General features: G+C 64.8%; 30 protein-coding genes. 10 read left to right on the forward strand and 20 right to left on the reverse strand.

Annotation, left to right across the window (positions count from 1 at the left end):
- Position 1: 1 nt before the first annotated feature.
- The 4 genes from RTH46_RS18445 to RTH46_RS18460 all read right to left on the reverse strand — a co-directional run bounded on the left by RTH46_RS18445 (position 2) and on the right by RTH46_RS18460 (position 3,052).
- On the reverse strand, positions 2-595 hold the full coding sequence (locus tag RTH46_RS18445; protein ID WP_316906299.1) for a YceI family protein: 594 nt from the start codon (positions 593-595) through the stop codon (positions 2-4).
- Between the two features lie 44 nt (positions 596-639).
- Positions 640-936: an amidase gene (locus RTH46_RS18450; protein ID WP_316906300.1), complete on the reverse strand. Its 297-nt coding sequence runs from the start codon at positions 934-936 to the stop codon at positions 640-642.
- Positions 933-2,009 (reverse strand): serine hydrolase, encoded by a 1,077-nt coding sequence (locus tag RTH46_RS18455; RefSeq protein WP_316906301.1) that lies wholly within the window; start codon positions 2,007-2,009, stop codon positions 933-935. The genes RTH46_RS18450 and RTH46_RS18455 overlap by 4 nt, the downstream gene beginning before the upstream one ends.
- Before the next feature lie 155 nt (positions 2,010-2,164).
- On the reverse strand, positions 2,165-3,052 hold the full coding sequence (locus RTH46_RS18460; RefSeq protein WP_316906302.1) for an acyl-CoA dehydrogenase: 888 nt from the start codon (positions 3,050-3,052) through the stop codon (positions 2,165-2,167).
- Between the two features lie 146 nt (positions 3,053-3,198).
- Between RTH46_RS18460 and olsB the strand changes: the two genes are divergently transcribed.
- The gene (olsB, locus tag RTH46_RS18465) at positions 3,199-3,954 is read left to right on the forward strand and encodes an L-ornithine N(alpha)-acyltransferase (RefSeq protein ID WP_153788415.1); all 756 of its coding nucleotides are present in this window, start codon (positions 3,199-3,201) and stop codon (positions 3,952-3,954) included.
- Positions 3,954-4,742, forward strand: a complete 789-nt coding sequence (locus RTH46_RS18470; RefSeq protein WP_316906303.1) for a lysophospholipid acyltransferase family protein — start codon at positions 3,954-3,956, stop codon at positions 4,740-4,742. The genes olsB and RTH46_RS18470 overlap by 1 nt, the downstream gene beginning before the upstream one ends.
- A 3-nt stretch (positions 4,743-4,745) precedes the next feature.
- Here the strand turns inward: RTH46_RS18470 and phnE are convergent, their stop codons facing one another.
- From phnE to RTH46_RS18490, 4 genes are read right to left on the reverse strand one after another with little or no spacing between them, the layout of a single operon-like run.
- Positions 4,746-5,513, reverse strand: a complete 768-nt coding sequence (gene phnE / locus RTH46_RS18475; RefSeq protein ID WP_316906304.1) for a phosphonate ABC transporter, permease protein PhnE — start codon at positions 5,511-5,513, stop codon at positions 4,746-4,748.
- Positions 5,510-6,337, reverse strand: coding sequence for a PhnE/PtxC family ABC transporter permease (locus RTH46_RS18480; protein ID WP_153788418.1), 828 nt, complete (start codon positions 6,335-6,337; stop codon positions 5,510-5,512). Before RTH46_RS18480 ends, phnE begins: the two co-directional genes overlap by 4 nt.
- Positions 6,331-7,125, reverse strand: a complete 795-nt coding sequence (locus RTH46_RS18485) for a phosphonate ABC transporter ATP-binding protein (protein WP_316906305.1) — start codon at positions 7,123-7,125, stop codon at positions 6,331-6,333. Before RTH46_RS18485 ends, RTH46_RS18480 begins: the two co-directional genes overlap by 7 nt.
- On the reverse strand, positions 7,122-7,976 hold the full coding sequence (locus RTH46_RS18490) for a putative selenate ABC transporter substrate-binding protein (protein WP_153788420.1): 855 nt from the start codon (positions 7,974-7,976) through the stop codon (positions 7,122-7,124). Before RTH46_RS18490 ends, RTH46_RS18485 begins: the two co-directional genes overlap by 4 nt.
- A gap of 122 nt (positions 7,977-8,098) precedes the next feature.
- On the opposite strand from RTH46_RS18490, the gene selD reads away from it, so the two are divergent.
- Both selD and mnmH read left to right on the forward strand, forming a co-directional pair.
- Entirely contained in the window at positions 8,099-9,133 is a 1,035-nt protein-coding gene (gene selD / locus RTH46_RS18495; protein ID WP_153788421.1) for a selenide, water dikinase SelD, read from the forward strand.
- Positions 9,133-10,245, forward strand: a complete 1,113-nt coding sequence (mnmH, locus tag RTH46_RS18500) for a tRNA 2-selenouridine(34) synthase MnmH (protein ID WP_316906306.1) — start codon at positions 9,133-9,135, stop codon at positions 10,243-10,245. Before selD ends, mnmH begins: the two co-directional genes overlap by 1 nt.
- Before the next feature lie 78 nt (positions 10,246-10,323).
- On the opposite strand, the gene RTH46_RS18505 is transcribed toward mnmH, so the two are convergent.
- The 4 genes from RTH46_RS18505 to RTH46_RS18520 form a co-directional block, all read right to left on the reverse strand.
- A complete protein-coding gene (locus tag RTH46_RS18505; RefSeq protein WP_316906307.1) occupies positions 10,324-10,740 on the reverse strand; it encodes a hypothetical protein in 417 nt (138 codons plus the stop codon).
- Between the two features lie 3 nt (positions 10,741-10,743).
- Positions 10,744-11,184, reverse strand: coding sequence for a Panacea domain-containing protein (locus tag RTH46_RS18510; protein WP_316906308.1), 441 nt, complete (start codon positions 11,182-11,184; stop codon positions 10,744-10,746).
- 139 nt (positions 11,185-11,323) lie between these two features.
- Positions 11,324-11,710: a lysozyme inhibitor LprI family protein gene (locus RTH46_RS18515; protein WP_316906309.1), complete on the reverse strand. Its 387-nt coding sequence runs from the start codon at positions 11,708-11,710 to the stop codon at positions 11,324-11,326.
- A gap of 33 nt (positions 11,711-11,743) precedes the next feature.
- Positions 11,744-12,664 (reverse strand): LysR family transcriptional regulator, encoded by a 921-nt coding sequence (locus tag RTH46_RS18520; protein WP_316906310.1) that lies wholly within the window; start codon positions 12,662-12,664, stop codon positions 11,744-11,746.
- A 91-nt stretch (positions 12,665-12,755) separates the two neighbouring features.
- On the opposite strand from RTH46_RS18520, the gene RTH46_RS18525 reads away from it, so the two are divergent.
- On the forward strand, positions 12,756-13,223 hold the full coding sequence (locus tag RTH46_RS18525; RefSeq protein ID WP_153788427.1) for a DMT family transporter: 468 nt from the start codon (positions 12,756-12,758) through the stop codon (positions 13,221-13,223).
- A gap of 30 nt (positions 13,224-13,253) precedes the next feature.
- Here the strand turns inward: RTH46_RS18525 and RTH46_RS18530 are convergent, their stop codons facing one another.
- The 3 genes from RTH46_RS18530 to RTH46_RS18540 are packed head-to-tail and all read right to left on the reverse strand — an operon-like array spanning position 13,254 to position 14,993.
- Positions 13,254-13,793, reverse strand: coding sequence for a hypothetical protein (locus RTH46_RS18530; RefSeq protein ID WP_316906311.1), 540 nt, complete (start codon positions 13,791-13,793; stop codon positions 13,254-13,256).
- A 54-nt stretch (positions 13,794-13,847) separates the two neighbouring features.
- Positions 13,848-14,390, reverse strand: coding sequence for a hypothetical protein (locus RTH46_RS18535; protein WP_316906312.1), 543 nt, complete (start codon positions 14,388-14,390; stop codon positions 13,848-13,850).
- A gap of 39 nt (positions 14,391-14,429) precedes the next feature.
- Positions 14,430-14,993, reverse strand: a complete 564-nt coding sequence (locus tag RTH46_RS18540) for a GNAT family N-acetyltransferase (protein WP_110994889.1) — start codon at positions 14,991-14,993, stop codon at positions 14,430-14,432.
- A gap of 318 nt (positions 14,994-15,311) precedes the next feature.
- On the opposite strand from RTH46_RS18540, the gene RTH46_RS18545 reads away from it, so the two are divergent.
- Entirely contained in the window at positions 15,312-15,794 is a 483-nt protein-coding gene (locus RTH46_RS18545; RefSeq protein WP_316906313.1) for an Hcp family type VI secretion system effector, read from the forward strand.
- On the forward strand, positions 15,791-16,504 hold the full coding sequence (locus RTH46_RS18550; RefSeq protein WP_316906314.1) for a DUF4225 domain-containing protein: 714 nt from the start codon (positions 15,791-15,793) through the stop codon (positions 16,502-16,504). Before RTH46_RS18545 ends, RTH46_RS18550 begins: the two co-directional genes overlap by 4 nt.
- A gap of 456 nt (positions 16,505-16,960) precedes the next feature.
- On the opposite strand, the gene RTH46_RS18555 is transcribed toward RTH46_RS18550, so the two are convergent.
- Together RTH46_RS18555 and RTH46_RS18560 are read right to left on the reverse strand one after the other, a co-directional pair.
- Positions 16,961-17,350, reverse strand: a complete 390-nt coding sequence (locus RTH46_RS18555) for a hypothetical protein (protein WP_316906315.1) — start codon at positions 17,348-17,350, stop codon at positions 16,961-16,963.
- Complete coding sequence (locus tag RTH46_RS18560; protein WP_316906316.1) at positions 17,343-18,704, reverse strand: PAAR domain-containing protein; 1,362 nt, start codon at positions 18,702-18,704, stop codon at positions 17,343-17,345. Before RTH46_RS18560 ends, RTH46_RS18555 begins: the two co-directional genes overlap by 8 nt.
- 339 nt (positions 18,705-19,043) lie before the next feature.
- On the opposite strand from RTH46_RS18560, the gene RTH46_RS18565 reads away from it, so the two are divergent.
- The 3 genes from RTH46_RS18565 to RTH46_RS18575 are packed head-to-tail and all read left to right on the forward strand — an operon-like array spanning position 19,044 to position 24,513.
- On the forward strand, positions 19,044-20,282 hold the full coding sequence (locus RTH46_RS18565; protein ID WP_316906317.1) for an exonuclease SbcCD subunit D C-terminal domain-containing protein: 1,239 nt from the start codon (positions 19,044-19,046) through the stop codon (positions 20,280-20,282).
- Positions 20,279-23,923, forward strand: coding sequence for an AAA family ATPase (locus RTH46_RS18570; protein ID WP_316906318.1), 3,645 nt, complete (start codon positions 20,279-20,281; stop codon positions 23,921-23,923). The genes RTH46_RS18565 and RTH46_RS18570 overlap by 4 nt, the downstream gene beginning before the upstream one ends.
- Positions 23,920-24,513: a glutathione S-transferase gene (locus tag RTH46_RS18575; protein ID WP_279847179.1), complete on the forward strand. Its 594-nt coding sequence runs from the start codon at positions 23,920-23,922 to the stop codon at positions 24,511-24,513. Before RTH46_RS18570 ends, RTH46_RS18575 begins: the two co-directional genes overlap by 4 nt.
- A 149-nt stretch (positions 24,514-24,662) precedes the next feature.
- On the opposite strand, the gene RTH46_RS18580 is transcribed toward RTH46_RS18575, so the two are convergent.
- The 3 genes from RTH46_RS18580 to RTH46_RS18590 all read right to left on the reverse strand — a co-directional run bounded on the left by RTH46_RS18580 (position 24,663) and on the right by RTH46_RS18590 (position 26,527).
- Positions 24,663-24,839, reverse strand: a complete 177-nt coding sequence (locus RTH46_RS18580; RefSeq protein WP_167409860.1) for a hypothetical protein — start codon at positions 24,837-24,839, stop codon at positions 24,663-24,665.
- A gap of 304 nt (positions 24,840-25,143) precedes the next feature.
- Entirely contained in the window at positions 25,144-26,274 is a 1,131-nt protein-coding gene (locus tag RTH46_RS18585; RefSeq protein ID WP_316906319.1) for a lactonase family protein, read from the reverse strand.
- Entirely contained in the window at positions 26,240-26,527 is a 288-nt protein-coding gene (locus tag RTH46_RS18590) for a DUF5629 family protein (protein ID WP_316906320.1), read from the reverse strand. The genes RTH46_RS18585 and RTH46_RS18590 overlap by 35 nt, the downstream gene beginning before the upstream one ends.
- Positions 26,528-26,548: the final 21 nt, after the last annotated feature.

Here is a 26,548-nt window from a genome sequence, read left to right on the forward strand (position 1 = left end):
GTCAGCGGGCGTTGAAGATCAGCACCGCACTCACCGGCACCGACGGGTTGATCGACTTGAGCCCGGCGACCTTGCGCAAACGCTCAAGGCCCGGCAACAGGGCGAAGTCACTGGCGTGCAGGATCAGCGGTTCGAGGGTCACCACCTGGAAACGTCGCTCGTCCAGGCGCGTGGCCAGCAACAGGGTGTTGTAGCTGTGGGTCTGGCCGTGCACGGTGACGTTCACCGGCAGGCGCAGCTCCAGCTGGGCACCATTGGCCAGGTCGTTGATCGGGCGCAGGTCGATCTGCGCCTGCACCTTGCCTTCGGCAAAGCGCTCCACTTCGAACAGTTCGTCCCGCAGGCGCTCGTCGCGCAGCGGGATGCCGCTGCTGACCGAGTCCATCTCGATACTCACCTCGGCCGCGCCCTTGCGGTCGACTTTGCCATGCAGCACCAGGAAGCGGTTCACCTCGGCGATCTCGCCATTTTTACCGGTGACGAAGGACAGCCGTGACGACTCCCCATCCAGGTGCCAATTGGCGTGAGCAGGCAGGCCGACGGCCATGAACAGGGGCAGCAGCAGTGAGGGCAGCAGACGGGACGGCTTGAACATGTGAAATCCTGTTACACAAGGCCGTCAACCTTAACCGCCCGGTTTCACGGCAGCAAGCGGCAGCCTACCCGTGCGCCCTGCCAGGCCGCCTCGTGGCGCCGGCCCAAACCCTCGGCGCTGACCCGGCGGCCAGCGCTGTCTTCCTCAAGCAGGCCCAGCGGCAGCCACTGCTGGACGTAACCCCGGCAGTAAGCCTGGTCGAAGCCCATGACGAAGCGGCACGAACAGTATTCCTTGGCCGAATAGGCCGAGAGGATGCCGGGGAAGTCAGCCAATGCCTGGCGTTCGTGCCAGGCCCAGGCGAGCAGGGCCACTACCAGTAGCAGGGCAATCCGCTTCATGCGCCCTCCCCGGCCAACGCGGCCAGCACGCGCTTGAGCAGCTCGTTGTGGCTGTAGCTACCGTCGCGATCATCCGCGTAGCGCACGATCACCAGCTTCTGCGCCGGCAGCACATACAGGGCCTGGCCCCAGTGGCCGAGGGCCGCGAAGGTATCCGCCGGTGCGTCGGGCCAGGGCAAGGGTTGGCCGGGCAGCGGCCGGTTGAGCCACCAGTGGCCGCCCGGGTTGGCCTCACCGGGTATCGGCTCGGCTTGCGCGAACAGGGTGCGGTTGAAGGTTACCCAGTCGGCGGGCAATACCTGGCGCTTGCCCCAACGCCCATCGCGCTGCATCAACAGGCCGATGCGGGCCAGGTCGCGCGCGCTCAGGTACAGGTAGGAGGAGCCGACCAAGGTGCCGGCGTCATCGCGCTCCCAGACCGCGCCGTCGATACCCAGCGGGGTGAACAGCGCCTGCCAGGGATAGTCATCGTACTGGCCGGCGTCGAGCATGCCATGCAAGGTGGCGGCCAGCAGGTTGCTGTCACCGCTGGAGTAGGCAAAGCGCTGGCCGGGCGCGCTGGCGGCGGGCATGGCTGCGGTGTAGGCCGCCATGTCGGCGTGGCCACGGGTGTAGAGCATGGCCACCACCGATGACTTGAGCGGTGCGTATTCGTAGTCCTCCTGCCAGGCCAGGCCGCTGGCCCAGTGCAGCAGGTCGCGCAGGCGCAGGTCGGGGTGTTGCTGCAAGGGTGGGTAATAGCGGGCAGCAGGTTCATCGAGTTTGAAGCGGCCTTCGCCGTAGGCCACGCCCAGCAACGTGGCCAGCACGCTCTTGCTCACCGACCAGGTCAGGTGCGGGGTGTCGGCGCGGGTCGGGGTGGTGTAGCGCTCATGAATGATGCGGCCATCGCGAATGATCAGCAGGGCGTCGGAGCGGATGCCGCTGCGCTCGGGGGTGCGCGGCGCGAAGGCGTAGGTGTCGACGGCTTGCCAGTCGATGGCGGTTTTGTCGACCGGCCAGTCCAAGGTGGGCCAGTCCTCGGCCCAGGCAGGGCCAACAACAATGGCCAAGGCCAGCAGTATTGCCTTCATTGTGATTGCCTTCAGCTGCTCTTCGACCCATCGCGGGGCAAGCCCGCTCCCACGATATGCACTGCCCCCCCCAAAGATTGGATTGGCATTGAACCTTCCGTGGGAGCGGGCTTGCCCCGCGATGGCCTTGCAAATGAAGCAAGCTTTTCAGGCTTTCATGACAATCCTGCGGCAGTCCAGGCCTTGCCCAGTCGCTTTTCCCGGGCAGCACTGGCCAGCGCCAGCAACCCCTGGTCCCGCTGCCACAACTGCGCCCAATGTTCGGGTCCGGCCTTCAAGGCCTTGTCGATCTCCCCACGCAGGCTGTGAAACTGGGCAAACAAACCGCCCAGCAACAGATGCCCGGCAACGCTGTCGGCACATTGCCGGCTGCCCTCGGCACAACCGGCCAGCAGGCTGACCAGGCGCAAACGCAGGTCCTGCGGCCAGCCACACTCCTGTGCCACGCCATGCAGCCAGGCCACCAGCGCGGCAAGCACATAGAGGTCTTCGAGGGAGCGGAAGGGTTTGACGTAGGCATCCCAGCCGTCGCCGGCCAGCAATTCGCACGCGGCGTCCTTGAGCAGCAGCCGTCCATGACCCACCTCGGGCATCAACGGCAGGGTCGGCAAGGCTTCCAAAGCCACCCCCGGCTCACCCGGGTAGACCACCGCCAGCTGCAACCGCACCGCCTCACCGGGCAGTTCGCTGCGCGCCGCCACCAGCAGCCATTCGGCATCCAGCCCGGCGGTGACGAAATCCTTGCTGCCGGTCAGTCGCAGGCCCTCCAGGCGAGTGTGCATGTCGGCCGGGCGCACGCTGCGCCGCTCGGTGGCGCACAAGGCGCCGAGGCTGGCCGGGGCACTGGGCCAGAGCACACGCAAGGCGGCCTGGTAGCCGACCAGGAACGCCAGCCCCGGCGTGGCCATGGCCCGCCCGCCGAGCACCGCCAGCTCGAACGGGCTGACGGCCCCGAGGCCCTCGAGCAATGCCGCGTAGGTTTCGCCAAGGGTGGCCGCCAGCGGATGACGCAGCGGGTCGTTGAGTCGTTGCAACCAGGCCATCGGACGCTCCTTGAAGAGGGCTTGTGGGTGGGTGTCACGCAAGCATCACCAAAGGTTCACGGGGGTGACACCACCCCTACCTAGGCTGACTTTGCACAACAAAGCCGACCGGCCGCAACCCTTTGGCTGGCTTATGGAGACTCTCAATGACTCGGATCGCTCGCTCTGGCGACAACAGCCCTGAACGCCGTCTGCAAGCCGAACGCCTGGTTGGCGAGGCGGCCCTGCAGGAAGCACAGGCCCTGCGCTACAAGGTGTTCAGCGCCGAATTCAAGGCCAAGCTCAAAGGCGCCGAGCAAGGCCTGGACATGGACGACTACGACATCCATTGCCGCCACATCGGCGTGCGTGACCTGGCCACCGGTAAGCTTGTGGCCACCACCCGCCTGCTCGACCACCAGGCCGCCAGCAGCCTGGGGCGCTTCTACAGCGAAGAAGAGTTCCGCCTGCACGGCCTGCTGCAACTGCAAGGCCCGATCCTTGAACTGGGCCGCACCTGCGTCGATGCCGACTACCGCAACGGCGGCACCATCGCCGTGCTCTGGGGCGAGCTGGCAGAGGTGCTCAACGAAGGCCGCTACAGCTACCTGATGGGCTGCGCCAGCATCCCCATGCAGGATGGCGGCGTGCAGGCCCATGCGATCATGCAGCGCCTGCGCGAGCGCTACCTGTGCACCGAGCACCTGCGCGCCGAACCGAAGAACCCGCTGCCCAACCTGGATATCCCCGGCAACGTCATCACCGAGATGCCGCCGCTGCTCAAGGCCTACATGCGCCTGGGCGCGAAGATCTGCGGCGAGCCATGCTGGGACGAAGATTTCCAGGTCGCCGACGTATTCATCCTGCTCAAGCGCGACGACCTCTGCCCGCGCTATGCCCGCCACTTCAAGGCGGCAGTCTGATGCCGCGCCTGCGGGCCTGCGCCCGCCTGCTGCGGTTGTTCATGGTCCTGGCGCTGGGCCTGGCCATGGCCAGCCTGATCGCCGTGGGCGAACGCCTGGGGCTCAAGGCATCGCTCGAACGCCGCCAACGCTGGACGCGCCTGTTCATGCAGCGCCTGGTCGGCGCCCTGCCCTTCGAGGTGCGGGTGGTCGGCAGCTTGCCGCAACAGCCGATGCTGTGGGTCAGCAACCACGTTTCCTGGACCGATATCCCACTGCTGGGCATGCTCACCCCGCTGTCGTTCCTGTCCAAGGCCGAAGTGCGCCACTGGCCGGTAGCCGGCTGGCTGGCCGAGAAGGCCGGCACCCTGTTCATCCGCCGTGGCGGTGGCGACGGCCAGCGCCTGCGCGAACAGATCAGCGGCCAGCTGCTGCAACAGCAACCGCTGCTGATCTTCCCCGAAGGCACCACCACCGATGGCCGCAGCCTGCGGACCTTCCATGGCCGCCTGCTGGCCGGTGCCATCGACCACGGCACCCCCTTGCAGCCGGTGGCGATCCAGTACCTGCGCGGTGGCGAGCCGGACCCGATCGCCCCCTTCATTGGCGAGGACGACTTGGTGTCGCACCTGATGCGCCTGTTCGGCCAGGACCGTGGCGAAGTAGTCATCCACTTGCTGGCACCGGTCACCAGCGCCGACAAGGAACGCGCCGCGCTGGCCTTCCAGGCCCAGCAGGCGATTCAACTGGCGCTGTTCGGCGCCGAGCCGGTAGAAGCGGCGCCGCGACGCCAGGCGCGTGCAGCTTGAGGTTCAGGCGCGCACGTAGCGCTGGCGCAACAGGTCGCTGAAGGCATCCACCAGCAGCACCAGCACCAGCATGGCGATGATCACCGTGCTGGCCTGGGCCTCCTGGAACAGGCTCAGGGTGGTGTAGAGCATCTGCCCCAGGCCGCCTGCGCCGACAAAGCCCAGCACGCTGGCCATGCGGATGTTGTTCTCCCAGCGGTACAGGCTGTACGCCAGCAACTGCGGCCACAGGTTGGGCAAGGTACCGAAGCAGAACGCCGCCACCTGGCTGCCGCCCTGCAGGCGGATCGCCGCCGCCGGTTCAGGCGGCGCATTTTCCAGCGCTTCGGCGAACAGGCGGCCGAGCACCCCAGCAGTGTGCAACGCCAAGGCCAGGGTCCCGGCATTGGGCCCGAGCCCTGCGGCCAGCACGGTCAGCGCTGCCCAGACCAGTTCAGGGATGGCCCGCAGCGCATTGAGCAGCAGCCGCGTCGCCCCCTGCAAGGGCCAACCGAAGCGGCCTGCGGCCGGCAGTGCCAGCAGCAGGCCGAGGACCATCGCCAGCAAGGTGCCCAGCCCGGACATGGCCAAAGTTTCCAACGCGCCCCAGCCCACCGCGCGCAGATGCCCGGCGGACAGGTCCGGGTACAGGAAGCGCCCGGCGTACTCGCCCATCTGCGCCAGCCCGCCATTACCGACCACCGCCTGCATGTCCAGCTCAAGGTAGGCGAACGAGGCCAGCACCGCGGTAACGATCGCCAGCAGCACCAGCAGGTTGATCGCCCGGTTCATGCCAACCTCCCGCGCAGCAGGCGGCTGAGGATATCGGCGAGCGTCACCAGCGCCAGGAACGCCAGCAGCATGCTCGCCACCTCGGCACCGGCGAACATGCGCATCGACAAATCGATCTGCTGCCCCAGGCCGCCGGCGCCGACGAAGCCCATCACCACCGAGGCCCGCACCGCGCACTCCCAGCGGTACACGGTGTACGACACCACTTCGGCCGCCGCGTTGGGCAGGATGCCGTAGCAGAAGGCCGCCAGCCGCCCGCTGCCGGCTTGCATCAAGGCGTGGGCCGGGCGCTGGTCGACCGACTCGAAGATTTCCGCATAGACCTTGCCGAGCATGCCGCTGTAGGTGATGGCGATGGCCAGCACCCCGGCGGTCGGCCCCAGGCCCACGGCGCGCACGAACAACAGCGCCCAGACGATCTCCGGCACGCTGCGCAGAAACACCAGAAGCCCCCGCACCGGCAGGCGCAGGGTGCGCGACCAGCCACCTGCCCTGCCGCCCCGGGACGCCGCACGCAGCGACAGCGCACGGCTTGCCAGCAGGCTGGCCGGCAGCGCCAGCAGCAGCGCCAGGGTCATCCCGGCGGTAGCCACGGCCAAGGTCTGCAAGGTCGCCTGCCACAGCAGGCCGAGGAATTCGCGGTCATGGGCCGGCGGCCAGAAGCCGGCGACGAAGCTGGCCATCTGCTGACGGTTTTCTGCCTGCAGCAACACACCGGGGTTCAATTCGCTCAACTGCAACCCCGGCCACAGCAAAGCCAGGCACAGCAGCGTCACCAGCAGGCGCGGCAACGCCGCTGGATCGCGGGCGTCCGTATTCAGCATCGCGGGATCTGCACGGTCAGGGTCGGGCCTGGGGCAACAGGTGACCCAAGCTGTTCGTTGGCATAGAGCGCATCGAGCAGGCCTTGGGTCACCGCCGTGGCCGGGCAGTCGAAGGCCACCTGGCCCTCGCGGATACCGACCACGCGCGGGAAGTGCGCCAATGCCAGCTCCACGGCATGCAGGCTGGCCACCAGCGTCACGCCCTGGGCCACGGCGTGGCGGTTGAGCAGTGCCAGGCTGTGATCAGCCAGCACCGGGTCCATCGCCGACACCGGCTCGTCGGCCAGCAGTACCTGCGGCTGCTGATACAGCGCCCGGGCGATACCGACCCGCTGCAACTGGCCACCGGACAACTGACCGCACTGCACGAAAAGCTTGTCCGCCAGGCCGAGCTCGGCCAGCACCTGGCGCACGCCAGGCACATCGCTCGGGTGCAGCAGGTTGAGCAGGCCACGCAAGGTGCTCCACTGCCCCAGGCGCCCGGCCAGTACCGCCGTCACCACCCGCTGGCGGGGCGGCAGCGGCGGCGCCTGGTGCACCAGCGCCACACGCGCACGCAGGCGCTGGCGGGCGCCCGCAGACAGTGCCCAGGGTTGCGTTTGCAGCAGTTCCAGGCGCCCGCCGCTGGGTTGCACAGCCGTGGCCATCAAGTGCAGCAGGCTGGATTTGCCGGCTCCGGACGGGCCGATGATCGCTACCCGCTCGCCGGTTTCGATACGCAGGTCGACTGCGTGCAGGGCCTGGACCTGGCCATGGCGCAGGCCGGCCCCTTGCAGACGGATACTCACTTGAGCAGGCCGGCCTCACGCGCGGCTTGCTCGGTGCCCTGGTAGTTCTCGGGCTTGGTCTCGATGAAGCGGCTGGCGGCCTGTAGGTCGAGGATCACCTTCTGCTCAGGCTTGGCCGGGTCGAGAGCGAGGAAGGCCTGCTTGATCTTTTCCTTGAGCGCCGGGTCCATGTTGCCGCGCACGGTCCAGTTGTAGTCGTAGTAGGTCGGGGTGGTGGCGAACACTTTCACCTTGCTGGTATCGACCTTGCCGGCATCGACCAGCTTCTGCCACACGCTCGCATTGAGCACGCCACCATCGACCTTGCCGGCCGCCACCCAGGCCACGGTGGCGTCGTGGGCACCGGAGTAGGCAACGCGGCTGAAGTAGTCCTCCGGCTTGATGTTGTCTTCTTTCAACATGAAGTAGCGCGGCATCAGGCTGCCGGAGGTGGACGAGATCGAGCCGAAGGCGAAGGTCTTGCCCTTGAGGTCCTTGAGGCTCTTCACCTCGGGGTTGGCGGTGATGAACTTGCTGGTGAACTGGGCGTCCTGCTCACGCTGCACCAGCGGCGTGGCGGTCGGATCCTTGAGGTGCACCTGGACGAAGGTGAAGCCCCCCAGCCAGGCCAGGTCCAGGCGGTTGCTGGCCAGCGACTCGACCACCGCCGGGTAGTCGGCGACCGGGACGAACTTGACCTCCATCCCCAGCTGCTTCTCGAGGTATTCGCCCAGCGGCTTGAACTTGCGCAGCAGTTCGGTCGGCGCTTCATCGGGGATGGCGCTGACCCGCAGTACATCGGCGGCCTGGGCGGCGACGGCGCAGCAGGACAGCACGAGGCCGGCAGCGAGTGCCAGAGGGCGTTTGAGCATGGGGGTTCTCCGGTTCAATAGCGGGGAAGGTGCGGCGATGGCCGACGCAGTGGAATTATAAGAGCCGCTGGCGCAAAGGCCAGCTTTGCTACAATCGCGCCACTATTTGTGCAGAGGTGCGTATGAGCGAGCCGATTCGTCTGACCCAGTACAGCCACGGCGCCGGTTGTGGCTGCAAGATCTCCCCCAAGGTGCTGGACGTGATCCTCGCCGAGAGCGGCACCCAGGCCCTGGACCCGAAGCTGTGGGTCGGCAACGCCTCGCGCGACGACGCCGCCGTGTACGCCCTGGACGACGAGCGCGGCGTGGTCTCGACCACCGACTTCTTCATGCCCATCGTCGACGACCCCTACGACTTCGGCCGCATCGCCGCCACCAACGCCATCAGCGACATCTACGCCATGGGCGGCGACCCGCTGATGGCCATCGCCATCCTCGGCTGGCCGGTCAATGTGCTGCCGCCGGAGGTGGCCCGCGAGGTGATCCGTGGCGGCCGCGCCGTGTGCGCCGAAGCCGGCATCCCGTTGGCCGGCGGCCACTCTATCGACGCCCCCGAGCCGATCTTCGGCCTGGCCGTCACCGGTGTGGTGAGCAAGCGTCACCTCAAGCGCAACGACACCGCCAGCGTCGGTTGCCGCCTGTACCTGACCAAGCCGCTGGGCATCGGCATCCTCACCACGGCCGAGAAGAAAGCCAAGCTGCGTGACCAGGACCGTGGCCTGGCCCGCGACTGGATGTGCACCCTCAACACCCCGGGCAGCCGCTTCGGCAAGCTCGACGGCGTCAAGGCCATGACCGACGTCACCGGCTTCGGCCTGCTCGGCCACCTGGTCGAAGTCGCCGAAGGCAGCCAGCTCACCGCACGCCTGCAGTTCACGGCCGTGCCACGCCTGCCCAGCGTCGACCACTACCTGGCCGAAGGCTGCATCCCCGGCGGCACGCTGCGCAATTACGAAAGCTATGGGCACAAGATCGGCGCCCTGACCGACGATCAGAAACACCTGTTGTGCGACCCGCAAACCAGCGGTGGCCTGCTGGTGGCGGTCAGCCCTGAAGGCGAAGCCGAGTTCCTGGCCGTGGCCGCCGAGCTGAACCTCGCACTGGCACCGATCGGTGAGCTGGTGGAGCGACAGAGCCACGCAGTCGAGGTGATTTGATGCGCCCCGACTGCACCGACCTGAAACAGCTGTTCCTCGACGACGTGCCGATGATGGACATGCGCGCCCCGGTCGAATTCAACAAGGGCGCCTTCCCCGGCGTGGTCAATCTGCCGCTGATGACCGACCAGGAGCGGCAGAAGGTCGGCACCTGCTACAAGCAGCAAGGCCAGGCCGCCGCCATCACCCTTGGCCACCAGTTGGTCAACGGCGCGGTGAAGGCGCAACGTCTGGAAGCCTGGGCGGCGTTTGCCCAGGCCCACCCCGACGGCTACCTGTATTGCTTCCGTGGCGGCCTGCGCTCGCAGATCGTCCAGGGCTGGCTCAAGGAAGCCGGCATCCAGTACCCCAAGGTGGTCGGTGGCTACAAAGCCATGCGCACCCTGCTGCTGGAAACCACCCAGCAGGCGGTCGAACAGTGCGACTTCGTGCTGCTGGGCGGCCTCACCGGCACCGGCAAGACCGACGTGCTGCACCAGCTGGACAACGTGCTGGACCTTGAAGGCCATGCCAACCACCGTGGTTCGAGCTTCGGCAAGCGCGCCACCGCGCAACCGGCGCAGATCGACTTCGAGAACGCACTGGCAATCGACGTGTTGAAGAAACGCGACCGCGGCATCGGCCAGTTCGTGCTGGAAGACGAAGGCCGCATCGTGGGCAGCTGCACGGTGCCACTGGAGCTCTACCAAGGCATGCAGCACTACCCGCTGGTGTGGCTGGAGGACAGTTTCGACAGCCGCGTGGCGCGTATCCTGCGCGATTACGTGACCAACCTGTGCGCCGAGTTTGTTGCGGTGCACGGTGAGGAAGACGGCCGCCGGCTGTACGCCGAGCGCCTGAGCCAGAGCATGGCCAATATCCACAAACGCCTGGGCGGCGAGCGTTTTCAGCGGTTGTCCGCGCTGCTTGGCCAGGCCCTCGACGAGCAGTTGCGCAGCGGTGATGTAAGCCTGCACCGGGGCTGGATCGAAGGGTTGCTCAAGGAATACTACGACCCGATGTACGCCTACCAGCGCGACGCCAAGGCCGAGCGGATCGAGTTTGCCGGGGATGCGCGGGAGGTGCGCGAGTATCTCAAGGCTCGGGCCCGGCGCACCTCGCGTATCAACTGAATCGCGGGGCAAGCCCGCTCCCACGCCACCCGTGCTAGGTGTCGTGGGAGCGGGCTTGCCCCGCGAAGGCTGCGGACATCAGTGGTTGTAGAGTTTGAACTGTCGATCGATCCAGATCACATGAAACACCCGGCCACTGCGATAGCCGACCATCGCCACCAGGTCATAGGCCCTGAACGCCAACAGTCGAACATCCTCGGTAAGGAATGAGGGCAGTGCAGCCTTGATGCTGCCATGGGCGATGGTCTCGGTTCCGTAGCCGTGTCGGTGCAACTGCCGGATGTCCCGCCAGGTGCGCTGGCTGATCTGGCGCAGCCTCTGCAGCATCTTGGCGCGCTCCAGTTGCTGGCAATCCTCAATGCACCATCCCGGTTGCAGGTATTCCAATGAAAAAACCGGGGGCTTCAACTCGGAGTCATCCGCATCGGTAGCGACTTGCCGCGCTTTGATCTGGGCGCTGTGTGCGTCTCGTTCCTTGATCCGCTTGCGTGCCATGGTTCAGTTCACCAAGTGATTCCTGAAATACCGCTCCATTTCGTGCCGAGGTATTTCCCGGCTGAATGCGCCCTCCCGATAGTTGTCCCGCCAAGGGTCTTCCTCGTGGGTCAACTGGCGAAGCTTCCAGGCGGAATACTGGCCATACACTTCGAACACCTCTGCGATCAGCCGCGACTGCTCGCGGGAGAACATCGTAGGTTCGAACAGAGCCGGTGCGGGGATGGGGTTGGAACCATGCTGGCTGAAACAGCGGTACAACTCAGGCACTACCGGGCCGTGCATCCAGGCTTCGATACGGTCCTCGAAAAGTGGCTTGCCCAGCAACGCCAGGCTGAAGCCCTGGGCGTAATAGACCAGCTTCTGCAGCTTGAGATTGGAGATTTCGCCGGCCTCACCTTCCAGCGTGAGGAAGTGGTTGGCGACATCGATGCTGTGAGGCATGACACCCTCCCATAGGTAATGAACCATCCCGGCAGGGCAATCGTTGCCCTGCCGGAGCTGTACAAAAATACAGCTCGAAGCGCATTGATGAAACCCTCAGGAAAGCCTGTGACAACACCAATCTGTAAGCTGATGTGCATCACTGCCCCGGGCTGAGCACCCTCTCCAGCTCCGCCGCGCGGTCCTTGCTCATGCCCATCACGCACATCGCCCCTTCGATGTGATAGAGGCTGCCGTCGCTCAGCTTGCCGTGGAAGGCGCAGTTGCCGTCGCGGTACTTGATCCAGCTGCGCTGCACCTCGCGCAGGTCCTTCTGTTGCTGGCCCTCGAGCTTGGCCATCAATTGCTTGTAGACACGGTTCAGGCGCTCATCCTGCAGTTTGGTCTCGGCCTGGATGCAGGCGCCTATCGCCACGGTGCTGGAAGCCTTGTCCATGCACTGGGTGTAGCTGGACGAGTAGTCTTCGGCCTGGGCCGCAGTGATGGCCAGCAGGGTGCTGCCGGCAAGCAGATAACGCTTGAACATGGGTAGTCCTTTCACGGGTGGTCGGCGCACAGCCTAGCACTCGGCCAATGCCGGGGCCGTACACAAAGTCTGAAGTTGCCTGCGCAGCCAACGGTGCCCGGCATCCCCCTCGCGGCGCGAATGCCAGGCCTGGCAGAAAGTGAATGGCGCGATGGCCAGCGGTGGCGGGAACTGGCGCAAGGCAGGGTCCAGGCGGGCGCCCACCAGGCTGCGGCGGGCCACCGTGAGCACCAGATCGGTACCGGCGAGCAGCCCCTGGGCGGCCCCCCAGTGCGGCAGGCTCAGGGCGATGCGGCGGCGCGCACCGAGCACGCCAAGGGCCAGGTCTATTTCGTTGTCGATCCCCGGGCGCACCGCTACCAGCACATGGGGGCGGGCCAGCCACTGGGCAAAGTCCAGCCCGCCACGCGGCGGGAGCGTGCCACGGTCAGCCAGGCAGACGAACGATTCCTCGAACAGCACTTGCTCGCAGACCTCGGCCGGCAACTCGGGAAACACCCCCAACGCCAGGTCGGTCTCGCCATCGATCAGTTGCCCGAGCATCGCCTCGCGGCTGCCCTGCGACACCACCAGGTCGATGCCCGGCGCCTGCTCGCGCAACAGCCGCATCAGCACCGGCAGCACCACCCGCGCGCCGTAATCCGACATCGCCAGGCGGAAAGTGCGGCGCGCCCGGCCCGGCTCGAAACCGGGGCTGCCGAGCAGGCCATCGAGCTGTTGCAGCGCCTGCTGCAAAGGCTCGCGCAGGGCTTCTGCGCGGGCGCTCAGTTGCAACCCACCGCCCCGGCGGACCAGCAACGGGTCGGCGAAAATCTCGCGCAGCTGGGCCAGCGCGTGGCTGACCGCCGGCTGGCTGCGGTGCAGGCGCAGAGCCGCCCGCGAAACATGCCGCTCGCTGAGCAGGGCATGCAGGGTGAGCAACAGGTTGAGGTCGATGCGGCGCAAATCATCCATGGAACGAATACAGCCTTTGCGTAATTCGAATTTCCATCATTCAAGTGCATATCACAGACTGATACCAGTGTTTCGCACAGGAGTAGACACCATGCCCAACAGCCTTTTTGCCGCCCTGCCTTTGCTGATCGCCCTGCTCGCCGGCGCCGCCGTACCCTTCCAGGCGGGCAGCAATGCCGCCCTTGGGCGCTTGCTGGGGCATCCGTTGTGGGCGGCGGGGGTGTCGTTGCTGGTCAGCCTGCTGATGCTGGTACCCGCCCTGCTGCTGATGCGTGCGCCGCTGCCGCAGGTGCAGAACCTCGCCCAGGCGCCGTGGTGGACGTGGTTCGGCGGGGTCGCCGGGGTGCTTTACATCACCGCTGCGCTGGTGCTGACACCACGCCTTGGCGCTGCCGGCTTCATCGTTTGCGTGGTGGCCGGGCAAGTGCTGTCGTCGCTGTTGATCGACCAATTCGGCCTGATGGGGCTGCCGGAGCGGCCAGTCAACCTGCTGCGCCTGGCGGGGGTGGGGATGATCGTGGTGGGGATGCTGGTGGTGCAGTGGGGGACGGTGCGTTGAATCGCCGATGCGACTTGCCCCGCGATGGCTTCAAAAGGCCTGCGGTTGCTCCGGCGGCATGATCACCTTGTGCGGTTCGAATTGCAGCTCAGGCATCTGCGTGGCGTAGCAGAACGTTGCCCCAAGCGCCGCCATCAACGCCACATCCAGCCAGCGCCAGCCCGGCACATCCGCTGCAGATTTCGCCTTCCAGCACCACCACGCCTGCCCCAGGGTAAATACCAGGATGGCCAACAACCACAGGTAGAACCCAGCGCCAAAACCGCTGAGGTCGTGGAAGGCATAGCTCTGGTTATCCGGCAGGCGCTCGACCGAAATGCTGCTGGCCGCCAGGTACAGCGCCAGCAGGCCGCAGCCCAGCGCCAGCCGCCGGAACCGGCGATGGGCAAGTACCGCCAAAGCCAACAAGGGGTTGGCAAACCACTGGTACAGCCCGAAGGGGATGCCCCACGGCCCATACAGCAGCATCTGCAACGCCGGCAAATGCCGCCCGGCACCGGTCAAGGCACCGTCGAACGCCAGGCTCAGCAGGTACAGGGCCAGGCTTGTGGTCAGGTATAAGGCGGGCAAGAAAGGCACCTGGTAGCAGCGGTAGGAAGTGCGACCTTAACCCAGCCCCCGCTGTCATTCCAAACCCGGTGCAGGTTCCATCGCCGCGGCCGATGGGCTGATCCGTACGCCCAGGCTCGGCATGTTGGTCGCCACAACGATCATCGCCACCAGCACCGCGATCAGTAGCCCATCGAACCAACGCCAGGCCGGCATGCCCTGCGCCGAGCGCGCCTTGCGGCACCACCAGCCCTGCCCCAGGCAGAACAGCAGAATCGCCAGGGCCCAGAGATAGTACCCGGCGCCAAAGCCGGTCAGTGGCAGGAAGTCGTAGCTACGGTTGTCCGGCAGCCGCTCGATGCCCAGGCAACTGAGCGCAAGGCCCAGGGCGATCACTCCTGCGCCCAGCGCCACCCGGCGAAAACGCCGACGGGCGAGTATCGCCAGCCCCAGCAGCGGGTTGGCAAACCACTGGTAGAGCCCGAAGGCAATGCCCCAGGGGCCCATGATCAGGATCTGCAAGGCCGGCATATGCCCATCGACACCCATCAGCAGGCCGTCGAAACACAGGCTCAGCAGGAACAGCACGAGCGTGAAACTCACATAGAAAGCAGGCAACCGCAGGCTCCATCCATCATTCAAAGGCGCTGCCGAAGGTCAGGCGACAGGCGGCTCGAGCAGCAACCCGTAAAGCCCCGAGTCAGACAGCTCGCCGGCCACGCACCAGCGCGCGCGCAGCGTGCCTTCGAGCACGAAGCCCTGGCGCTCCAGGGTACGTGCCGAGCCCAGGTTGCGCGGGTCGATTTCCGCCTCCAGGCGGCGCAGGTGCAGGGTGTGGGCCAGGTAGTCGATGAAGCAGGTCAGGGCTTCGTCCATGTAGCCGCGGCCCTGGACGGACTTGGCCAGGCAGTAGCCGATCTCGCCCCGGCGCGAGCCCTCTTCGAGGTTGAACAGCTGGACCATGCCGATCAGTTCGTCGTTGTCGCGGCGGTACATGCCCAGTTTGAGCAACTGGCCGGCGGCATAGGCTTCACGGTCGGCGGCCAGGGCGCTTTCGGCCTCGGCCAGGGTTTGCCACGGGGCGTGGTACCAGTAACGCATCACTTCGGGGTCGGCCATGATGGTCAGCCATTGCTGGGCATCGCCATGGCGCATGGGGCGCAGCTGCAGGCGTGGGCTTTGCAGGCTCAGGTCGCTGGGGAAACTGCGGGGGTCGGGCACGCCGGGACTCCTGTCCGGTGGTGGGGAGATGACAGTCTAGCGACAGTGTCAGGGTCTGGCATCCGGGAAAACAAGCGGGCAGCGGACATAGACCAGTTATTCCTGTGAGGGTACCGCTGCCCGCCTTGGTGCATGTCTCAAGGCAGTAGCAGCATCAGTCACCTCAGTAGGCTCTGATGTTTATCTGCCAGGCCATCTTGTAGGACCAGAGCCGCACAGGATGCCGCTGTTTCTGAGCCGGCCATCGGAGCCATCCTGCATCCTCGCCGCTGCCATTGCCTTAGGGTCTTACTCTTTTCAACCCAGAGAAGTGAACCCATGGCTTATCTCAGCTACTTGTCCATCAACGGCGACCGTCAGGGCCTGATTTCCGCAGGCTGCTCCACCGAGGCCTCGATAGGCAATCGTTGCCAGGCTGGGCACACCGACGAGGTGCTGGTGCTGTCGGTCGCCCATCAGCTGATCGGTGACGACAGCCAGCGTGCCCTGCACCAACCGGTGCTGATCACCAAATTCGTCGACAAGGCGACTCCGCTACTGGCCCAGGCTCTGGACAGCGGCGAACACCTTGAATGCAACCTCAACTTCTACCGCAACAACCCCGCCGGGCTTCTGGAACGCTACTTCACCCTCAAGCTCGGTGGCGCGGTGCTGGTGGAGCAGCGCGTGGACATGCCCCACAGCATGCTGCAAAGCGACCAGGAGGCTCAGGAACACCTGGCAATCCGTTACCGCGATATCAGCTGGATCCACCACACCGGCAGCACCTCGGCCCATGTCGCCTGGCGAGACCTCACATGAGCGCTCGTCAAGATAACTATCCGCTGGGGCCCGACTATTGGGACGTCAACCAAGCCGCTACGCGCCTGACTGCGTTCGCCTGCACGGTCAGCGCACGGCATTTGAGCCATGGCATGGAACGGATGCAGTTCAACCGGGAGATCGCATACTTTTCCAAACGCATCATGGACGATGTAGCCACACAGCGACTGACTCCAGAAGAGGGCTTGAAGGCCCTGAAAGCAGAACAAGCAAGCTTGCTTAATCAAGCTCAAAAGCTTGCCCTGCCAATCGCTGGCCTTGTGGGAGGAATAAGTCAAGTCGCTACAGGTGCTGGCGCCTGCGTGAAACGCCGAATGTTATGTACATTCTTTGGAGCCCCGCTGCTCGCCCATGGCGCTAACAATCTATATGAAAACGGAAACCAAATTGGCGCACAGCGAAGCGATGTTGTGGGCCCCGTTCGCAGAGGATATCAACAGGCAGCCAAGAAGTTTGGCTATAGCGAACGAGATGGAAACCTACTTTATTACACTGTCGATCTGGGGCTCTCTGGATACGGGGTGTTTTTTCGAAAAGAGCTAAAACCTGGAGCCTGGCGCTTATTTGAATACCACAACATTGACAAAATGCGAGGTTTCCGAATGATGGGGAAACCCACCTTATTATTAGAAGGAGCTGTCAGCGCGGCAACGCTGTACCAATGGATCAAAGAGTATTCTCGCAAATGATTTTTGCGCTTACTCTTTTTGTCGCATCAGACATATGCGCCTCAGTCATCTTGAGGCGCTTCGCTGTTCAAAACCCTCACTCACTAGCCGCCGCTATCACAAGCTACATCTACAACACAGCAACCGCAGGACTTTATTTACACTTGATCGAGCACAAAAGCTTTTTGATTTTCATAGACTTTGAGGAAACCTACATGAATTTCCAAGGCTTGATTTTCTTTTCATCAATATTCATGGTTCTCTTCCACTGCTGGGCGTTTTCAGGAAGTGCTAAAAAATAGCCCATCACTTGCTGAGACCTACCATAAGCGCCGCAGCGGCGAACCACCGCTCCTAGGACAAGGCATGTCCGACATATTATCCAGTGTCAGCCTCCGGTATGGATGCAGACAGCAGAATTCGACGTGCTACGTGATTATAGAAAATCCTGCCGACATGTCCAGCGTGTCCCCGGCCTCAACACTTTATCAGGCAGTAACTTACCGTCAGCAAACATGCCCCTAGGGTGTTGGCCCAAAATGATAGTTGCAGACAACGCTTTAAAAAAATCGGAACAGTCCGATAATCGTATTCACTCAACCAGCCATGACGAATACCAAATTTTGGCCAGACCACACCAACACTTACGCCCGCGACAATCACCACACGCGAGCGGAGTGTCAATGTACCCCATAGTTTCCGATCATCTTCCAAACCACGACTATTCTTGAATGCCTCGCACAGAGCAGAAAAATGCTGCGTACCTGCAACCAGCCACGTCGCGAACATTCCGACTATGATAATTAGCGTGGGCACCAACAATAGAATCAACTTTGCAGCAACAGGCCAATTGGCGGGATCAGTCATAGATGACTCCATGAATGAACTCTCCCAACGCCTCGCCTCCAGCGCCCCCCCCTGAACTACCAGCTAAGGATCCAGCACCAACAACGGCGACACCACAAATAGCTCTGCCATGGGGAGTGAAACGACAGACCGCCTTGATTGCATAGCCTCCCAAGGTTGCTCCTAAAGATCCACCCAATAAACCACCGGTGAAACTGCCTGTCTCAGTGAACCGAATCCGTTTGCACTCTTCGGTCTCCCCCGCCCGGCACGCCTCGTAGATCTTCATGTACGACGAAGTCGCCCCCACCCCCACCGCCACATGCCCGCCGTACTTCAGGTACTTGGTCATCTTCGCCACTTCATCCAGGTGCGTCGCATACCCAGGGATCGCCCCCGGCGCGCCGGCCTTCGACCAGTGATGCACCAGGCTCTTGGTCGAGATCCCCAGCCCCCGACGCAGGTCCTCGTGCTGCCCCAGGTTCAGGTACTTGCCGAGAAACGCGCTGCGCAACTGTGCGTTCAGCTGGCCATACAGCGCCTTGCGCTCGGCGAAGAACTGCGGGCTGTTCAGGTGCCGGTGCGCAACGAACTCGCGCTGGTGCAAACGCTCGATGCCTTTGAGCGTGTCTTCCACCTGCCCCAGCACTCGCGACAGCATGTCCTTGCCCACCCCCATCGACTGGCTCGCGCCGTTGAGCACACCGGCGATCTCGGCCATGTGTCGCATCATGAAGTCGGCTTCTTCGGTGCTGAGCTGCGCCAGCGACGCCCGGGCACTGCGGGCCGCWGCCATCARTTCGGCTTCTTCGCGAGTGCAGGCGTAGCTGTGCTCGGRGGCGCCAAGCACGAATAGCTCGCCCGCCTTGAAGCCCTGGTCRAARGTGGGGTTGAGSCGACGCACCAGCGACAGCGGCAGGTTGCCCGGCWGCGCGGCCAGCTGTTGCAGCACCTGCTCGCCGGTCATGCTGCGCGGCACGATRTAGAAACCGGGTTGCAGCCCTGMAGGGGTCGCCATGGCGRCTTGTGGGGTGRRTGTGGCGCGTTCAGCAGCCACCGGTGAAGTGACAGGCGCCTTGGCCGGGGCGGCCTGGGAGGATGCGATCAGGCGGTTGCTGCCCAGCGGGCAGCCACAGCGCACGCGGGCGCCGTCGACGACGGTGGGTACGCCATCCTGGAGGAAGCGCTGTTCGCCGTCGATGAGGGTGCCCACCTGTCCGCACTTCGGGCAGGCGGTGGTCTGGTCGCCTTCGAGCAGCCAGGCGCGGCCATTCACGTTACCCGCTGCGCGGTCTCCGATGCAGGTGGCACCGGTGGTGGTGCGGTCGCCCACCAGGCCCTGCCCCTTGCCGAGAATCACGATGCGATAGGTCATGGGCGGTCACCTGCGGCGATGCCCTTGATAGGGTTGCGGGTCATGCGGCCTTTCCTTTGTACGCAGAAAGCGCCGAACGCTAGCAGCTTGAGGACGCCTCCGACGGCGTCAGAAGCAGATCAAGAAACGTCCTACAGCAACAGCAGAACACTCACTCGAACATGCCTTGTCCTTAACAAAAAAACTCCGCAAGAACGTATTCATATCTGTCAGAAGCTTTGGCCCACCTTTCGCCCCATTCGCAATCGAGGCGGCACAGCGAAAGCGAGCTTACCCCGCAATGGGTTACCATACCGCCCTCACCCCAATGCCCCCAGCCGCCCATCCAACGGATCTTCCATGCGTCTGTTTCACACCTCCGACTGGCACCTTGGCCAGAGCCTGCATGGCCAGGAACGCGACTTCGAACACGCCTGCTTCCTCGACTGGCTGCTCGGCCAACTGCACCTGCGCCAGCCCGATGCGCTGCTGATCGCCGGCGATATCTTCGACACCGTCAATCCGCCGGTCAAAGCCCAGGAACGCCTCTACGACTTCATCGTCCAGGCCCATGAGCAACAGCCCAAGCTGGATATCGTGATGATCGCCGGCAACCACGACTCCGGCTCGCGCATCGAGCTGCCGGCGCCGCTGATGCGCCGCCTGCGCACCCATGCCCTGGGCCGGGTGCACTGGCTGGACGAAGGCCAGCTGGACGCCGAACGCCTGCTGATCCCGCTGACCAACGGCCGCGGCAAGGTGGCAGCCTGGTGCCTGGCCCTGCCCTTCCTGCGCCCGGCCGAAGTCACAGGCCCGGCACTGGGGGACGACTACCTGCAAGGCATCACCCAGGTGCACGAGCAACTGATCGCGGCAGCGCAGAAAAAGCGCAAGAAGGACCAGGCGCTGGTCGCCATCAGCCATGCGCACATGGCCGGCGGCAGCATCTCGGAAGACTCCGAACGCAGCCTGATCATCGGCAATGCCGAAGCCCTGCCGGCGCGGCTGTTCGACAAGGCCATCGGCTACGTTGCCCTTGGCCACCTGCACAAGCCGCAGAAGGTCAACCGCGAGAACCGCATCCGCTACAGCGGCGCGCCGATCCCGCTGTCGTTCGCCGAGATCAACTACCCGCACCAGGTGCTGGAAGTGGAGCTCGACGGCAGCGAACTGGTCAGCGTCGAGCCGCGCCTAGTCCCGCGCGCGGTGGCCTTGCAGCGGGTCGGCCCGGCCCCGCTGGGCGAGCTGCTGGTGCAGCTCGGCGAACTGCCAGTGATCGACCTGCTCGAAGACCCCAACCGCCAACCATGGCTCGAAGTGCGGGTAGTGCTGGACGAACCGCAGCCCGACCTGCGCCAGCAGATCGAGGGAGCCCTGCAGGGCAAGGCGGTGCGCCTGGTGCGCATCAGCGCCGAGTACGCAGGCGCCGGCCGCCAGGAAGATGACGAACTCGCCTTCGTTGAACTGGCGCAGATGACCCCGCAGGACCTGTTCGGCCGCGCCTGGCAACAGGCCTACGGCAACCCCGCCGACGAGCAGGCCCTGGCCGATTTTGCCGAGCTGCTGCAGGACGTCCTGCACGAAGAGGAGCAGCCATGAAGATTCTTGCCATCCGCCTGAAGAACCTCGCCTCGCTGGCCGGGCCGATCGACATCGATTTCACCGCCGAGCCCCTGGCCAGCGCCGGCCTGTTCGCCATCACCGGGCCTACCGGCGCCGGCAAGAGCACCCTGCTCGATGCCCTGTGCCTGGCCTTGTTCGGCACTGTGCCACGGCTGAACGACATTGCCCGGGAAGCCAAGGTGCCCGACGCCGACGGCGACATCCCCACCTCGGACCCGCGCAACCTGTTGCGCCGCGGCACCGGCAGCGGTTTTGCCGAGGTCGATTTCGTCGGCATCGACGGCGGCCGCTACCGCGCGCGCTGGGAAGCCAACCGCGCCCGCGAGAAAGCCAACGGCAAGCTGCAGAACAGCCGCCAGAGCCTGTACGACCTGGACAGCGAACAGCTGCTTGGCAGTGGCAAGAACGAATACAAGCAACTGATCGAAGCGCGCCTGGGGCTGAACTTCGAACAGTTCACCCGCGCGGTGATGCTGGCCCAAAGTGAATTCGGCGCCTTCCTCAAGGCCGACGACAAAGAGCGCAGCGAACTGCTGGAAAAGCTCACCAACACCGCGATCTACACCCGCCTTGGCCAGCGCGCCTTCAGCAAGGCACGGGAAACCGGCGAACGCCACAACGACCTGAAGAAACAGGCCGAGCACCTGCTGCCGATGGCAAGCGACGCCCGCGCCCTGCTCGACCAGCAACTGGAACAGGCCCAGCAGCAGTTCAAGGCCGACCAGGCCCGCCAGCGCCAACTGGAACAGCAGCGCATCTGGTTCGACGAACAACGCCAGCTGCAAGCCCAGCACGGCGAAGCCCAAACAGCGTTGCACGCCGCCGAGCACAGCTGGCAACAACTGGCCGAACAGCGCCTCGACCTGCAGCGCCTGGAACGCCTTGCACCGCAGCGTCACCAGTTCCATCGCCAGCAGGATCTGGCCGGGCAATTGGCGCCGCTGGCCGTGGCGATTGCCGAACAGCAGCGCCAGCAAGGCGAACTGCACACCCGCACCAGTGAACTGGAGCAGGCACTGGAGTCGGCGCGCCAGGCCCTGGCCCTGCATCAAGCCCAACACAGCGATAACGCCCCGCGACTGCGCCAGGCATTCGCCGCTCAGGGCGACCTGGCCCGCCTCGACAAAGAGCTGGGCGAACAACGCTCAGGCTGTCAGCAGGCCGCGCAGGAAGTCAGCGACGCCGAGCAACACCTGCAGCAGTTGGCCGAAAACCAGCTGCGCAGCCAGCAGCAACTGGCGCAGATCGATGCGGCGCTGGCCGACAGTGAACACCTGGGTAGCCTGGCCAACGCCTGGCAGGCCTATCTGCCGCAATTGAAGCAAGTGATGCTGATCGGCGGCCGGCTGGCCAAAGGCCGCGAGGAGTTGCCCAGCCTGCAGGCCCAGGTGAGCCAGGCCAATGCCCAACTGCAAGCCCAGCGCGACAGCTTCGAGATGCTGTTCCACGAAGCCGGGGCCGAACCCCATGCGCTGGCCGAGCAGATCGACCTGCTCGGCGGCATGCTCCAGGACAACCGCAAGCAGCAGCGCGCCGTCGAGGAGCTTGCCCGCCTGTATGGCCGTGAGCTGGAACTGCGCCAGGCGATCGACGCCCTGCGTGATCGCCAGCAACAGGCCATGCAGCAGCGCCAGCAACTGATCGGCGCGGGCACCGCAGCCAAGGCCGAGCTGGAAAGCGCCGAACAGGCATTGACGCTGACCCGCCAGTTGCTCGAACGCCAGCGCCTGGCGCGCAACACCAGCGTCGAAGAACTGCGCGCGCAGCTGCGCGATGGCGAGCCGTGCCCGGTATGCGGCAGCGCCGAGCACCCGTTCCACCAGCCAGAGGCCTTGTTGCACAGCCTGGGCCGCCACGACCAGGCCGAAGAGGAAGCAGCGCAGAAACAAGTCGAACAGCTCAATGCCAGGCTGGTGGAGCTGCGTACCGAGTTGGGCGTGGTCAACGCCCAGCTGAAGGATTATCAGCAGCAACAGCTCAAGCTGGGCGAACAGCTGCAGCCGCTACTCGAGCAGGTTCAGGCTCATGCACTGTGGCCGGCGCTCGCGCCCCAGGACGACAAGGCTCGCAGCGCCTGGCTCGACGGCCAGTTGCGCCGCCTGGGCGAGGAGATCGACCGCGACGAGAAACGCCAGGCCGCCCTGCTCGCCTTGCAAAAGGACGCCGCTCGCCTCAACCAGCAGTTGCAGGCGGCCAGCGAGGCCCAGCAACAGGCCCAGCGCCACCTCGACCAGCAACACCAGGCCCTGGCCGCCGACCAGCAGCAGCTGGAGCAGGGCCTGAACGACCTGGCCAGCGTGCTGCCCCAGGACATTCTCCAGGCCCTGCGCGACGACCCGGCCCAGGCCTTCCTTGGCCTCGACCAGCAGATTGCCCTGCGCCGCCAGCAACTCGACCAGCGCAAGGACGAACAGGAAGAACAACAGGCGCGCCAGCAACAGCTGGACAAGCTTCGCGACCAGCATCAGGCCCGGCAGCACAATCAGCAGCAACTGCTGCAGAAAATCGCCGCACTGGACGAGCAGCGCCAGCAGGCCCAGGCCACCCTCGGCGAGCTGCTCGGTGAGCAGCCCAGCGCCGAAGCCTGGCAGCAGCATATGGACGCGCAGCTGGAACAGGCGCGCGCCGCCGACGCCGACACTGCCCAGCAATTGCAGGCATTGCGTACCCAGGGCGTGCAACTGGCCGCTGAACTCAACGCCAACAACCAGCGCCAGCAGGCCCTGGAAAACGAGCACCAGCAGTTGCAGGGCGCAATCGACCAATGGCGCAGCAGCCACCCCGAACTGGACGACGCCGGCCTCGACCGCCTGCTGGCCATCGACGACGCCCAGCTCGGTGAGCTGCGCCAACACCTGCAGGCGGCGGAAAAGGCCATCGAGCAAGGCCGGGTACTGTTGCAGGAACGCGAGCAGCGCCTGCAGCAACACGCTGCCCAAGCCCATGGCGAACTGCCGGCCGAAGCACTGGAGCAGAGCCTCGCCGAGCTGCAGCAGCAGTTGGTCGCCCAGGAGCAGCAATGCGCTGAGCTGCGCGCCCAACAGGCCGACGATCAACGCCGCCAGCAGGCACACCAGGCCTTGGCCGAACAGATCGACCAGGCCTATCAGCAGTGGCAACGCTGGGCACGCCTGAACGCCTTGATCGGCTCCGCCTCGGGCGATGTGTTCCGCAAGATCGCCCAGGGCTACAACCTCGACCTGTTGCTGCACCACGCCAACAGCCAGCTACGCCAGCTGGCCCGGCGCTATCGCCTCAAGCGCGGCGGCAGTGCCCTGGGCCTGCTGGTGCTGGACACCGAGATGGGTGACGAACTGCGTTCGGTGCATTCGCTGTCGGGCGGCGAAACCTTCCTGGTCTCGCTGGCACTGGCCCTGGGCCTGGCCTCGATGGCGTCCAGCACCTTGCGCATCGAATCGCTGTTCATCGACGAAGGCTTCGGCAGCCTCGACCCTGAATCGCTGCAACTGGCCATGGATGCCCTCGACGGCCTGCAGGCCCAGGGCCGCAAGGTGGCGGTGATCTCCCACGTACAGGAAATGCACGAGCGCATCCCGGTGCAGATCCAGGTGCGCCGCCAGGGGAACGGCCTGAGCGATGTCGAGGTGAGCGGGTGATTCTCTACTCGTTCCGCCGCTGCCCTTGGGCCATGCGCGCGCGCCTGGCCCTGCGCTATGCGCAGTGCCCGGTGGCGATCGTCGAAGTGGCGATGAAAAACAAACCGCCCGAGCTGCTGGCCCTGTCGCCCAAAGGCACGGTGCCGGTGCTCGATACCGGGGATGGGGTGCTGGAAGAGAGCCTGGATATCATGCGCTGGGCCCTTGCCCGGCATGACCCAGAGGACTGGCGCCTGCTGGCCGACCCGGCAGCAGCGCAACGGGCCGATGCACTGATCGCCCGCAACGACAGCACGTTCAAGGCCCAGGTGAACCTGTACAAATATGCCGAGCGCTACCCCGAGCATTCCCAGGAACATTACCGGCAACAGGCCGAAGCATGGCTCGTGGAACTGGAAAGCCTGCTCGAAGGCAGGCCATACCTGCTGGCCGATCACCCGAGCCTGGCCGATGCCGCCTTGCTGCCCTTGATGCGCCAGTTTGCCGGGGTCGAACCGCAGTGGTTCGCCGAGGCGGCTTATCCGCGGGTGCGGAGCTGGTTGCAGGGCTGGCTGGAATCGGACCTGTTCAAGGCCATCATGGCCAGGTGAGGCATCTCAAAGCGCCAGGATCGGCGCCGACATCAACAACAGCACTACCGCCGTGATACGCCACATCATGCTCTGCCCCTTGGAGAGTCAAAAATTTAGCGTCAAATTAAATCACATGGCGTTGTGCTATTACCAATGGCTTTACACACTCAATTGGAGTGCTTGCTCAGGGCAGCGTGGAAGTGCGCGCTCTGTTGCAGGTATTTGTCGGTGTAGCTGTGGGTAGTAGACGGCTTGCTACTGTGCTCGGCTTGGGCGTGCGCTGGGAGCACGACCGAGGCGGAGATGGCGGAAGCGGCGATGAGCGAGAAGAGATTGAAGTTCATGTGGGCTGACCTCGACTTCGGTGGTTTGACGTTGGCCCGTCGGGGCCTTGGGTCAAAACTTACGCCGATGCAGCCGCTGGCTGAAATTCATTGGGGCAGTAGCGAATATCACGGCAATCGATAATTGCCTCGCCCTGCACTCTGCCTGTGGGCGCGGCGGTGCGCCGCTGCGATTTACCCGCGAAGATGACACCTTGGTGCCTGGCACGGGCTATGCCCGTGTTCGCGGGTAAACCCGCTCCCACAGGAATCGCGCAGCTGTTTGAATGGCGAGCAAGACAGTTGCCCCCACAAGCAAGGCGCATCACTCGAGGAACTTGAGGTCCGACGGCGCCGGCTGGTCGAACTTCTGCACGGTCTGGCCCAGGGTGCCCTTGCGCGGATCACGTTGCATCACCACGATCTGGTTGCTCTTCTGGTTGGCCACCAGCAGGAAGTCGCCACTGGGATCGAGGGTGAACTCCCGGGGATGATCGCCCTCCACCGAACGGCGCTGCAGCAGGGTCAACTGACCGTCGTCCTTGCCCACCGCATACACCACGATCTCGTTGGCCGTGCCACGGTTGCTGACATAGAGGAAACGGTCATCCGCCGACAGATGCAGCCCGCCGGCGGCCTTGGCGGCGGGGTCCTTGAGGTCGGTCAGCGGCAAGCGTTGGCGCTCGCTGAGCGCGCCATCCTGCACATCGAAGACCACCACCTCGGCGCTCATTTCCAGGGTCAGGTAGGCGTGCTTGCCCTTGGCGTCGAACAGCAGATGACGTGGTCCGCTACCCGGCGGCAGCTCGACCGAGGCCGGGATTGCCGGGGTCAAGGGGTGCTCCGGACTGGCGCCGTCATAGCGATAGATGAACACCTTGTCCGCGCCCAGGTCGCAGGCGTACAGGTGGCGACCATCGGGCGACAGCACCAGCGAATGCACATGGGCACCGGCCTGGCGCTCGGGGTTGACCTTGCTCGGCGAATGCCGCGCCTGCTGCACCACCGCTTTGAGCTTGCCGTCCTTGGCCACCGGGATCACCACCAGGCTGCCGCCGGGGTCGGGGGCGACGGCGTAGTTGGCAACGAACAGGTAGCGCTGGTCATGGCTGAGGCTGGCGTGGGTCGGCTCGTCGCCCTGGCTGGGCACCTGGTTCAGCGGCTTGATTTCGCCCTTGGCGCTCAGCGAAAAGCTGCTGGCATGACCTTGCGCAGTCTCGTTGACCGCGAACAGCAGGCGCTGGTCGGCGGACAGCACCAGCCATGATGGGCTGACAGCCTTGACCACCTGCTGGGGCTTGGCATCGATGTGGCCGTTGCGCTCATCAAAACCGTAACGGTAGATGCCCTGGCTGGCGCCATCGGTGTAGCTGCCCACCAGCAAGGTGGCGGCGTGGGCATTGATTGCAAGGGTCATGAGACTAGCGGTCAGCAGGCTCGTCCAGGTCCGATTCATCGTCTTCTTCATCCGGGGCTCGGAAAGCACTCATACAGACTAGACGATGCTCGCCCTCGGCAGAGACCAGCTGCCAGTCGTCGCCCGCGCCGGTGGCGGCGGCGACTTGCTCGGGGGTGAAGGTCCAGCGGCGCAGCTGGCGGCCGTCCATGCACTCGATCACAAGGCCGGTTTCGTCGAAGGTGAAGTCGAAGGCGTGCAGGCTGTCGATCAGCAGCATGTCGCAGGCTGCGAGGGTGGTGGCGAGGGTCATGGGGATACCTAGGGAAAGAAG

The organism is Pseudomonas sp. zfem004 (genome assembly GCF_032621715.1).
GTDB classification, from domain to species: domain Bacteria; phylum Pseudomonadota; class Gammaproteobacteria; order Pseudomonadales; family Pseudomonadaceae; genus Aquipseudomonas; species Aquipseudomonas sichuanensis.